This window comes from Micromonospora sp. M61, assembly GCF_018070245.1.
GTDB lineage: Bacteria > Actinomycetota > Actinomycetes > Mycobacteriales > Micromonosporaceae > Micromonospora > Micromonospora zamorensis.
This window is the reverse complement of record NZ_JAGPYA010000165.1, coordinates 1-1,091: the sequence shown is the minus strand read 5'-3', so window position 1 is coordinate 1,091 and position 1,091 is coordinate 1. Positions and strand designations below refer to the sequence as shown.

At 74.2% G+C, this 1,091-nt stretch carries 1 protein-coding gene; it reads left to right on the top strand.

Annotated elements, in window-relative coordinates; genetic code table 11:
* Positions 1–1,091 (top strand): glucose-6-phosphate isomerase (locus KBX34_RS33105; RefSeq protein WP_210928997.1); only part of this gene is annotated, 1,091 nt, incomplete at both ends.

Genomic DNA, 1,091 nt, shown 5'->3' with positions numbered 1-1,091 from the left:
CCGGCTGGAGCGCACCGTCGTCGTGGTGGCGAGCAAGTCCGGTTCGACGGTGGAGACCGACAGCCACCGGCGCGCCTACTGGCAGGCGTTCCTGGACGCCGGGATGACGGAGGCGGAGGCCGGCCGGCACTTCGTCATCGTCACCGACCCGGGCTCGCCGCTGGAGACCACCGCGACCGAGATGGGCGCGTTCACAGTGCTCGCCGACCCGAACGTGGGCGGCCGGTACTCGGCGCTGACCGCGTTCGGCCTGGTGCCCTCGGCGCTGGCCGGGGTCGAGGTCGCGGAACTGCTCGACCAGGCCGACGCGCTGGCCGCGTCGCTCGGCGCGGACCGGGACAACCCGGCGCTCGCCCTGGGTGCCGCCCTGGGCGCGGCGGCGACGCTGGCCCGGGACAAGATCGCGCTGGTCTCCGACGGCACCGGCATCGACGGGCTCGGCGACTGGGCCGAGCAGCTGATCGCCGAGTCGACCGGCAAGGCCGGGGTGGGCATCCTGCCGGTGGTCGTGGAGTCTCCGCAGAGCCCCGGCGCCAGCGGTGCGGACGTGCTGACCGTCAGCTACGGCGGCGCGCTGGCACCTGGTGACGTGCCGGGCGGCGGCGCGGCCCCGGACGTGGCCGTCAACGGCCCGCTGGGCGCGCAGTTCCTGGCCTGGGAGTACGCGACCGCGGTGGCCGGTGTGGTGCTCGGCATCGACCCGTTCAACCAGCCGAACGTCACCGAGTCCAAGGAGAACACCAACAAGATCCTGGCCTCGGGCCTGCCGGCGGAGACGCCGTCGTTCACCGAGGGCGCGATCGAGGTGTACGCCCCGCAGGGCGCTCCCGGCGACCTGGCCGGGGTGCTGCGCTGGCTGCTCGACGGGCTGGGCGACGACGGTTACCTCGCGGTGATGGCGTACCTCGACCGGTTCGCCGACGCCGACATGGCCAAGCTGCGGCCGCTGCTGGCCCAGGCGGGCGGCCGGCCGGTCACCTTCGGTTGGGGACCGCGATTCCTGCACTCGACGGGTCAGTACCACAAGGGCGGCCCGCAGGTGGGCAGCTACCTCCAGGTGACCGGCGCGGTCGCGGAGGACCTGGCGGTGC